The following is a 9,454-nucleotide window of genomic DNA, read 5'->3' on the forward strand; positions in this document are numbered from 1 at the left end:
TGCTCTGGCGGCAGATTTAGCCCCGAACGCCGCCCAAGGCCACCCCTGCGCGTTCCAGTGCGTTCCAAATCTCTGCATCGCGGCCATAGACGTCGCGGCGGAATTCCAGATCGCCCTTCGCCGTGGTCAGGGCTGTGCGATAAATAATGTGAACCGGGATTTTCTGTTCCAGATTCAATTGCGTTTCACGTCCGGTCTTCAGGTGCTTGTGGAACAGCCCCTTGGGATCATCGGTTTGTTTCGCCAGCAAGGCATAGGCGAATTCAAACGGTTCATGCAGACGAATACAGCCGTGGCTGTAAGCACGGGTTTCGCGTGCGAACAGGTTCTTGGCCGGGGTGTCGTGCAGATAGATGTTATAGCGGTTCGGGAACATGAATTTCACCAGCCCCAGCGCGTTGCTGCGCGATGGGGGCTGTTTGATGTCGAACGGGAAATTGCGTTCGTTATATTGTGAAAAGTCGATATTGGCCCGGCTGACCGACTGACCACGCGAATTGATCAGGTTCAGATGCCCCGCAGCATTCGGGTTCCGTTTCATCATCGGCAGGTATTCTTTGACTGCGATCGAACGAGGCACATTCCAGGTGGGGTTGATCACCATATGCTCCATCTCGTCGGAAAATTCCGGGCTGCGGCGATCATGGCTGTTGGCCCCCACAACAGATCGGGTGCGGAACGTGACCTTGTTATCATCCACGATCTTCGCGGTGAAATCGGTCAGGTTCACCCAAATATGGCGCTTGCCGCGTTCAAAATTGGTCCAGCGTTCGCGCTCCATCGCCACCAGCACGGATTCCAGCCGCTTTTCCGGGCCAACATTGATTTCCGTCAGCGTTCCGCCCCCGGCGACGCCATCGGTTTCCAACCCGTGTGCGGCCTGAAACTTCTGTACCGCCTGCGTCATGGCCGCGTCATAGCTGCGGGTCGCGCTGCGGGACATATAGCCCATTGCCACCAAACGGTTCCGCAGGGCCACCACAGCAGTGCCACTGTCGCCCGGTTCCAGCTTGGTTCCCGGAACGGTCGCGCCCCAACCACCATGCGCAAGCTGATATTCCAGCTTCAGCTTGGCTTTCATCAGTCGGGCATATTCGGGGTTTTGCGGCGGCAGGGACCGCATGAATGCGCCCGGTGTGCTTTGGACAAAGGCCGTCAAATAGGATTTACGATCCCGCAGCGGCACCTCGCGTTTGATGCCGTCGTCAATCTTCGATGGGGTCAGAAGCCCGGTTTGCACGTCGCGGGCATAGGCAAGGAACGCTTCGGACAGCGCCACTTCGACCCGGCCCAGATCGCGCGGGCTGCGGACATCGCGTAACATCTGCGCCAGCCCGTCTTCGTTATATCGTGCGGACGGTAGCCCATGCGAGGAAACATTATCCAGCGCCGCAAACAGCGCCTTGCGCCGGGCCAGATGTTGCGGGGTTTCATCGGTCCAGATCGGGGCATATCCCGATTCCCGATAAAATTCCGCCAGATCACGATCCAGCGCCGCTGCTTCTGCGACAGCTTGTTTGAATGCAGTTACTTCGGCGCGTGCAGTGCCAGCCCCCGCGGAAAAAGTAATCAACAGTGCCGAAATGGCACAAATATACCGGACAATGCCGGAACGGGTCAGCGGCAGCATGATCTCGTCCCTTTCAGGTTATGAATGCGCGACAGGTTATTATTCACCGTCACAAACAGGTTAAGCACCTGTCTAATCACATTTCCTTCATCAGGGAAAGCCGCATCGGTTTGATGCAGAATGGTTGCACAATGGTCTTGGTTATTTCCCAAATCTTCACAACATTGCCACAAACCCGAAATATTCAGCAAAAATTCGCCGATCCCTCTTGATTTCCGAAGAATCTGGCAAAACGGCGTTGGTCACGGGGAAATGTTGTGACATAAAACCCGTGCATCTGGGGATGATGTAGGCAGGTGCCGCGTAACATCGCGGCCAGGAAAGAAGCGACGGGACGGCGCTATCATGACTAAAGACAGCTCCACGAGCATTTCGCGGCGTGCGCTACTGGGCGCGTTTGCAGCAACCACTCTGACGGCAGCACCGACATTTTCAAATGCAGCGGGTTTCCTGCGCGGCGCTGGCGATATTCGGCGGATCAAGATGTATTCCGGTCGGACCGGCGAAAAGCTTGACATGATCTACTGGATCGAAGGCGAATATATCAAAGACGCCCTGAAAGAGATCAATTTCTTCATGCGCGACTGGCGCACCAATGGCACCGTATCCATGGACGCCCGCACAGTGGACATCATTGCCGCCACGCATAACCTGCTGGATGTGAACGAACCCTATATGCTGTTGTCCGGCTATCGTAGCCCGGCCACCAATGCCATGCTGCGGTCGAAATCGCGGGCGGTGGCGAAAAATTCGCTTCATATGAAAGGTCAGGCAGCAGACCTGCGGCTGGGATCGCGGTCGGTTGGCCAGATTTCGCGCGCGGCTTCGTCCTGCCATGCGGGCGGTGTGGGTCGGTACAGCCGGTCGAATTTCGTCCACATGGATTGCGGTCCTGTTCGTAACTGGGGCGCTTGATCCACTAACGCCCCACATTCCATTCCGTTCCAAGTGGCCCGTCGATTTTCGGCGGGTTTTTTTCGTCTTGATCTTTCGTGCGGCGATTGGCCTTCTGACGGAATGACCGAAAACAGCCTGACAGAAAGCAAATCCCGCGTGACACACCGATTGCCCTCGATCCCGATGCTTGTGGTTTTACAAGGCGGGATTTCCGCCGCGTCGCTGGTGGTGGAAATCGTCGCCGGTCGCATGTTGGCCCCTTATGTGGGTATGTCGCTTTATACTTGGACGGCTGTCATTGCCGTGGTGCTGGCCGGGTTTTCCGCAGGCCATTGGTGGGGCGGGCGGATTGCAGAACGCCCCGCCGCGCGGGCCTTGCGATCAACGGCCTGGGCTATGATAGGTGCGGCGCTGTTTACCGGCGGGTCGGTGATATTGCTGCGTTGGGCCGGGGCGCTGTTGCCGCATTTCAGCGATCCGCTCAGCGGTATTCTGGCGCTGACGCTGCTGGCGTTTTTCCTGCCCTCGCTGTTTGCGGGTATTCCTGCGCCGGTTTTGGCACAGATCAGTGTATCGGCCAGCCCTGATGCCTCGGGGCGGGCCTTGGGGGCGATGTTTGCCGCCGGGGCTGTGGGGGCAATTGCCGGAACGGTGTTGGCGGGGTTTGTCTTTATTTCATGGCTGGGATCGGTCGGCACGATCTTGGCGGTGACGCTGTTCTATGCGCTGTCTGCGACGCTGTTGTTCCGGCTGGCCCGCCGCGCAGGTGGCCCCGTCACCGGACCTACCGGGGCGGCCATGTCCGCGTTGGCTGTGCTGGGGGTTGGCCTGTCGGCATTGCAAAGCCCATCGCCCTGCACCACTGAATCGCAATATTTCTGTATTCGGTCGATGGATGTCTCCGCCGATCCCGCCCATCCGGTATGGATGATGGTACTGGATCATCTGGTGCATGGCATGACCGCACGGGAATTGCCGCATGTGATGTTTACCGATCATGCAGCGCTGCTGGATGAGCTGGCCCGCGCCCGGCATGTCCCCGGATTTTCGGCGTTTTTCATCGGGGGTGGCACGTTTTCCATCCCGCGCAGTTGGGCGGCATTGTCACCCGCCCCGCGCATGACCGTTGCGGAAATTGATCCGGTCGTAACTGACATTGCCGCGCGGGATTTCTGGTTCGATCCGGCCAGCGCGCGGGTGCTGAACATGGATGCCCGCCGCGCCCTTCTGATTGCGCCGGATCGCTATGATGTGATCCTTGGGGATGCTTTCACCGACATCGCCGTGCCGTCGCATCTGATCACACAGGAATTTTTCCAACTGGTGCAATCCCGCCTGACGCCCGGCGGCACCTATCTGATGAATGTGATCGACCACGCCGACCGGCTGGAAACGCTGGTGTCCTTGGCGCATACGCTGCAAACCGTGTTCCCTGTCGTCGAAATCTGGACCGAGGCGAAAAAGGCAGGCCCGCAAGAGCGGATGATCTTTGTGCTGGCCGCAGGCGACCGCCCCACCCCGCGCGACCGGATTGAAACCCTGTCGCCCGATCCGATCCTGTTCGCCCGCCTGCCTGATGGCGCATTGGACCGGCTGCGCCAGCGTATCCCGCCCACCCTGCTGACCGATGATTTCGCCCCGATTGATCGGCTGATGGGCTTGCGGCTGTAGCGTATATTACCAAAAAAGAACCCCAGCCACAGGCCGGGGTCAAGTTACGCACATACCAAAAGGCCCGTTATTTCGCTGGTTTCAGGCGATCAGGCTCATTCTTTTCTAAATAGGCTTCTTGTTCGGGGGTCAGGTCGATCACATCATAGCCGGTGATCATCGGGGCCACATGGCTGCGGAACCCATGCCCCACGGTCAGCAGATACACATGCACGATGACAAAGGCCGCGATCACATAGGCTGCCAGCAAATGCAGGTTGGCAATCACCGAGATCAGGAATGTACCCTGCGCCCCCTGTCCCCAGAAATTATAGGTCAGATACAGGATGCCCGTGACCCAAATCGCCGGAAACACAAACCATTTCAGCCCGAAATAGGTGGCGGCCTGAAGCGGGTTATGTTTACGCCAGAACAGTTTTTTATAGGGGTGATCCTCGCCCCGGAACACACCCCACGCGTAAAACCGGGCCACCTCGATCATGCCTTCGATTTTGGGGATGAACTGTTTCCACGTCCCGGTGGTAAACAGCCAGAACGTAGCGAAAACCCACAGTGCCAGCAGCGCCAGCGCCGCAACCGTATGCAGCATCACCGCCGGACCAAAGGGGATCACCGAATGCAGCCCGTTCAGCCCCAGCCCGGTAAACAACAGCGCCATGATCAGCGCCACCTGCATCCAGTGCCACAACCGTTCAAACCGGGGATAAACCTTCACGCAACGCTTAGTCATGATGCGTCCCTTTCTTACCCGAGAAGACCCGCAGCCCGGCATGTAGCAACACGCCCGCCAAAGCCGCCAGAACCAGCAGTTTCCCCAACAGCCCCACCGGCCCATTCGGATTGGTGCCGGGCAGGAAAACGCCCGCTAAATTCTGCATCCGCCCGTCCTGTGCGTGACAGTCCTGACAATCCACCGCATCCTTGGCCGGGGCCACCATATGCGTGATGGGCCAATACATATAAGTATCCACGAAATCGAACTGCCCGGAATAGGGCTGATGCGCGGCTTTCATCCCGGCCTTGATGGATTTGGCCCAGTCGAAATTCGTCCAGAATGCGCTGTCCGTGGTTGGCCCCCATACATGGGTATAGACCAGCGTATTGTTCACACTGTCATAGGCCTGTCGCCCTTTCATCCGCTTGAAGGGCCAAATCCGGCTATCGGGGCTGTCGGGTGTGCCGTTGATCCGGTTCACGTCGACCACGCCGCTGGGGTCGATCTTGCGGTCGATGGTGGAATATTCCACCTGACCGTTAAACCATGCGTAATATGGCTGAACATTTTCACCATACTCAAAATCGCCCTTGGTCGACAGATAGGTATGCAGATGTTTCCCGGTCGAGGACGTATAGCCATCTTCGCTATAGGGTTTGCCAGCCTTCAGCTTACCCGCCGTGGACCAGTCCCACAGGGTTTTCGTAGGCACCCCGCCCCGCGCAAAACTGGGGATATGGCAGGTCTGACAGGCCAGCTTGTCGGTGTGATCGTTCAGCTTGACCCCCTTTAGGTTCACCGGATGCGGTTCGGTCCCGTGGCAGCTTTGGCAGGTCGACACCTCGCGCCGCTGACCGGGCTTGCCGGTGCCAGTGGTATCCACCGCATGAACGTTATAACGCGACCCGTCCCATTTATGCTGATCCGACACGTGACAGGTGGAACACACCATGCCTTCGCCACCATCGGCCACGGCGGACATATGTACATCCACGTCATGCGCGGGGTCATACAGCGCCGATGACAAATCCCCGTGCTTCACGTTATCGCCACCCCCGCCATAGAAATGGCAGTTGCCGCAATTGTCACGTCCCGGCATCCCCACGCTTTGCGCGGCTTTGCTCAGGTCCACGGCCCAAGCTTTTGCCCCGGTGATGGTGGTTCCTTTCGCCTCTAGGGGCGGGTGGCCTGCGCCGGTGGCCAGTTTGGTATAATTGCCCGAACGGTCATGGCAGACCAGACAATCCACCGCGTTGGATTGCTGCGGCGGGGGTTGGTTCATATCTTCCCAGCCATAGCCCGCATGACAGGACGTGCAGCGCGGTTCATTCCCTGCCACCGATCCACAAAAGGAATTGATCACGTTCCGCTTACCCAGCTTTTGCCCGGTTTCGGGATGGGTGTAATCCCAGCTAAAATGGATCGAATGCATCTGCACCTGATCGTCTGCTTCGGTATGGCAGGACAGGCAGGCTTCGGTCACTTCGGGGCCGGATTTGAAATCTTTCTTCAGAATCTCGAACTTGGAATGGTCCGCCGTGCTGTTTGATCCGGGGATTTGCGGGACGGGTGTTTGTTGCGCCAGCCCCGCACCAGACAGGACCAAACCCAGCCCGATCGTCGTCATAAGCAACCGGATTTTACGCATGGTTGGCCCTTTCATACTCGCGGAATCACATTCCATCATGGGAATGTGATTGTTACCGGGTAACGTTGATCCAGATCAAAAAGGCCAAAAACTTATGTGGAAAATTGATCTTTTCATGCCTGTTCCGATCTTCTATCCCCGTCTGACACCCCATTCGGACAGGAAAATTTTGAATGAAACCCTTTCTGATCCTGCAACTTCGCCCAGAAGCCGAAGCCTCGGACGATGAATACGCCGCCTTTCTGGCCAAGGGCGGGCTGCGTCCCGATCAAACCCGGCGCATTCGTTTGGAACAGGAAGATTTACCCGAACTGGACCTGTCCGATTTCGCCGGTGTGATTGTGGGCGGCGGGCCGGGCTGTGTGTCGGACGCGCCCGACACCAAAGACCCGCTGGAAGCCAAGATCGAAACCGAAATCCTGTCCCTGATGCCGCAGATCACCGAACAGGACGTGCCGTTTATGGGCTGTTGCTACGGGATCGGCATTCTGGCGCATCATCTGGGCGCCACGGTCAGCAAGGCGCAATATGGCGAGGCTGTCGGCCCGTCCCTATGTGAACTGACCCCCGAAGGCGCTGCCGATCCGCTGCTGGCGGGCTTGCCCGCGCAGTTCCACGCCTTTGTCGGCCACAAAGAAGCAGTGCAGCATTTGCCCGATGGCGCGGTGCATTTGCTGGCCTCGGCCCCCTGCCCGTTCCAGATGATCCGCTACAAACAGAACGTCTATGCCACGCAATTCCACCCCGAGGCCGACAGCGCCGGGTTTGAATTGCGCATCCGCATCTACCGCAACAAGGGTTATTTCCCACCCGAGGAAGCCGACAGCCTGATTGCCATGTGCCGCGCCGCCGATGTTCACACGCCGGAAAAAATCCTGCGCAATTTTGTGGCCCGTTACGCCGTCTGACCAGCGGTCTGCCCTATGGTCCGCATCGCCTGCGCCGCCATCTGAAACGATGCGATCCGCTTGTCGATGTCGTGGATCTGGCCGTTGATGATTACCTCGTCCGGTTGGTATTTGGCGATCAGCGCCGCCAGTTGCGCCTGAACGGTATCCGGCCCACCCACGGCAGACACGGACAGCGCCATATTCACCATCCGCAACATGGCCGGGTCTACGTGATCCTCGATCCGGTCCACCGGGCGCGGTAATTTCCCCGGCTGCCCGGACCGCAATCGCGCAAAGGCCAGTTGCATCGAACTGCGCAGGAATGCGCCCTCCTCGTCATCGGCCCCGGCGAATACATTTACAGCCAGCATGAAATGCGGCTTGTCCAGAAAATGCGAGGGCTTGAACGTGCTGCGATAGACCTGCACCGCCTGTTCCAGATCACCGGGCGCGAAATGCGACGCAAACGCATAGGGCAGCCCCAGATAGGCCGCCAGTTGCGCCCCATACAGCGACGATCCCAAAATCCAAACCGGCACCCCGGTCCCGGTGCCCGGAAAGGCGCGCACGCGCTGGCCCTCTTTCGGCTGTTGGAAATATTGCACCAGTTCCATCACATCCTGCGGGAACCGATCCGGCCCGGACATATTGCGCCGCAGCGCGTGCATGGTTTCCTGATCCGTCCCCGGCGCACGCCCCAGACCCAGATCAATCCGATCCGGGTATAGCGTGGCCAAGGTGCCGAACTGTTCCGCAATCACCAGCGGCGCATGGTTGGGCAGCATGATCCCGCCCGCCCCCACACGAATACGCCGGGTCTGCCCCGCGACATGCCCAATCAGAACCGAGGTCGCCGCACTGGCAATCCCCGGCATGTTATGATGCTCGGCCATCCAGTAGCGGGTGAACCCGGCCTCCTCCGTGGCCTGCGCCAGATCGACAGTATTGGCCAAAGCCCGAGCAATATCATGCCCTTCAGGCACCGGGGACAAGTCCAGAACGGAAAAAGGGATCACACGCGCCTCCTGCAAATATTCTGGCCGAAGGTAGCACGGCGACAGTCAGCGTCCAGCCCATGCCGCAACGATCAGGATATTCAATGTCGTGACAATGGCGCGCCTTGAAGGAGAAAGTTCGAACTCCTTCTTCTCTGATCTGGAAGACTGGGAAGCCCAGCTCAAGCCGCATGAAGCCTTGCTGCCGGAGATGGAGCCATGAGCCATCTCTGGCAAAAATTCGCCGAGTCTGAGCCTATGGCTCCCGCCAAACCTTCGACACGGAAGCCACGCAAGAAGACCCCTCCGCCGTTCTCTCTGCGGCTAAACAAAGATGAACGCGCGAAGCTGGAGGTGGCAGCGGCGGGCATGCCGCTCGGTCCTTTCATCAAGGCCAAGCTGTTTGATAGCGATCTGACACCGCGCCGAACACGCGGACAAGCTCCGGTCAAGGATCACGCCGCGCTGGCGCGGGCGCTCGGTCTGCTGGGCAACCTTCGCCTGGCGAACAATCTCAACCAGCTTGCCAAGGCTGCAAACAAGGGCGCGCTGCCGCTCTCTCCCGAAGTTGAAGAGGAACTGTTTGCAACCTGCGCAGCGGTGCTTGCCATCCGCATGGAACTGATGAAGGCGCTTGGCTATGAGAGCGAGGATCGCTCATGATCATGGTCGGCAACCAGCGTGGCAACGGCCTCAAGTTGGCCGCCCACTTGATGAATATCCACGACAATGATCACGTCGAAGTGCACGAGCTACGCGGATTCACGGCGGAGAACTTGCACGGGGCGTTTCAGGAAGCCGATGCGGTCTCCAAAGGGACAAAATGCCAGCAATACTTGTTCTCACTGAGCATCAGCCCGCCTGAGACAGAGAAGGTCTCGACCTCTGAAATTCTCGAAGCCATTGAACGGGCGTAAGGTTCCGCCGAGGGCCGTCTTGCCTCAGCAGCTCTTCTCGTCGGCCATGATGCTCTCGACGACTTTGGGATCACACTGTTCGTCGCGCAGG

9 protein-coding genes are annotated in these 9,454 nt (G+C 58.6%); 5 read left to right on the forward strand and 4 right to left on the reverse strand.

Annotated elements, in window-relative coordinates; genetic code table 11:
- Positions 1–16: 16 nt before the first annotated feature.
- Positions 17–1,630: a L,D-transpeptidase family protein gene (locus tag FN828_RS05860; protein WP_142492458.1), complete on the reverse strand. Its 1,614-nt coding sequence runs from the start codon at positions 1,628–1,630 to the stop codon at positions 17–19.
- A 345-nt stretch (positions 1,631–1,975) separates the two neighbouring features.
- Here FN828_RS05860 and FN828_RS05865 point away from each other — a divergent pair, with 345 nt between their 5' ends.
- Both FN828_RS05865 and FN828_RS05870 read left to right on the forward strand, forming a co-directional pair.
- Positions 1,976–2,545, forward strand: coding sequence for a YcbK family protein (locus tag FN828_RS05865; RefSeq protein WP_142492459.1), 570 nt, complete (start codon positions 1,976–1,978; stop codon positions 2,543–2,545).
- A 102-nt stretch (positions 2,546–2,647) separates the two neighbouring features.
- Positions 2,648–4,198 (forward strand): fused MFS/spermidine synthase, encoded by a 1,551-nt coding sequence (locus FN828_RS05870; protein WP_185958942.1) that lies wholly within the window; start codon positions 2,648–2,650, stop codon positions 4,196–4,198.
- A 67-nt stretch (positions 4,199–4,265) separates the two neighbouring features.
- Here FN828_RS05870 and FN828_RS05875 read toward each other — a convergent pair whose 3' ends face one another.
- Both FN828_RS05875 and FN828_RS05880 read right to left on the reverse strand, forming a co-directional pair.
- Positions 4,266–4,928: a cytochrome b/b6 domain-containing protein gene (locus FN828_RS05875; RefSeq protein ID WP_142492460.1), complete on the reverse strand. Its 663-nt coding sequence runs from the start codon at positions 4,926–4,928 to the stop codon at positions 4,266–4,268.
- The gene (locus tag FN828_RS05880; protein ID WP_185958943.1) at positions 4,921–6,561 is read right to left on the reverse strand and encodes a tetrathionate reductase family octaheme c-type cytochrome; all 1,641 of its coding nucleotides are present in this window, start codon (positions 6,559–6,561) and stop codon (positions 4,921–4,923) included. The genes FN828_RS05875 and FN828_RS05880 overlap by 8 nt, the downstream gene beginning before the upstream one ends.
- 173 nt (positions 6,562–6,734) lie before the next feature.
- Between FN828_RS05880 and FN828_RS05885 the strand changes: the two genes are divergently transcribed.
- Entirely contained in the window at positions 6,735–7,469 is a 735-nt protein-coding gene (locus FN828_RS05885; protein WP_142492462.1) for a glutamine amidotransferase, read from the forward strand.
- Here FN828_RS05885 and FN828_RS05890 read toward each other — a convergent pair.
- Positions 7,457–8,467 (reverse strand): LLM class flavin-dependent oxidoreductase, encoded by a 1,011-nt coding sequence (locus tag FN828_RS05890; RefSeq protein WP_142492463.1) that lies wholly within the window; start codon positions 8,465–8,467, stop codon positions 7,457–7,459. The two genes, FN828_RS05885 and FN828_RS05890, sit on opposite strands and share 13 nt — an antisense overlap.
- 198 nt (positions 8,468–8,665) lie before the next feature.
- Here FN828_RS05890 and FN828_RS05895 point away from each other — a divergent pair, with 198 nt between their 5' ends.
- Together FN828_RS05895 and FN828_RS05900 are read left to right on the forward strand one after the other, a co-directional pair.
- Positions 8,666–9,109 carry a MobC domain-containing protein gene (locus FN828_RS05895; RefSeq protein WP_142492464.1) on the forward strand — a complete coding sequence of 148 codons (444 nt, stop codon included), beginning with the start codon at positions 8,666–8,668 and terminating at the stop codon, positions 9,107–9,109.
- Complete coding sequence (locus FN828_RS05900; RefSeq protein WP_185958944.1) at positions 9,106–9,363, forward strand: hypothetical protein; 258 nt, start codon at positions 9,106–9,108, stop codon at positions 9,361–9,363. The genes FN828_RS05895 and FN828_RS05900 overlap by 4 nt, the downstream gene beginning before the upstream one ends.
- The last annotated feature ends 91 nt before the right edge of the window (positions 9,364–9,454 follow it).

The organism is Thalassovita litoralis, from assembly GCF_900182725.1.
In the GTDB taxonomy this organism is placed as follows: domain Bacteria; phylum Pseudomonadota; class Alphaproteobacteria; order Rhodobacterales; family Rhodobacteraceae; genus Thalassobius; species Thalassobius litoralis.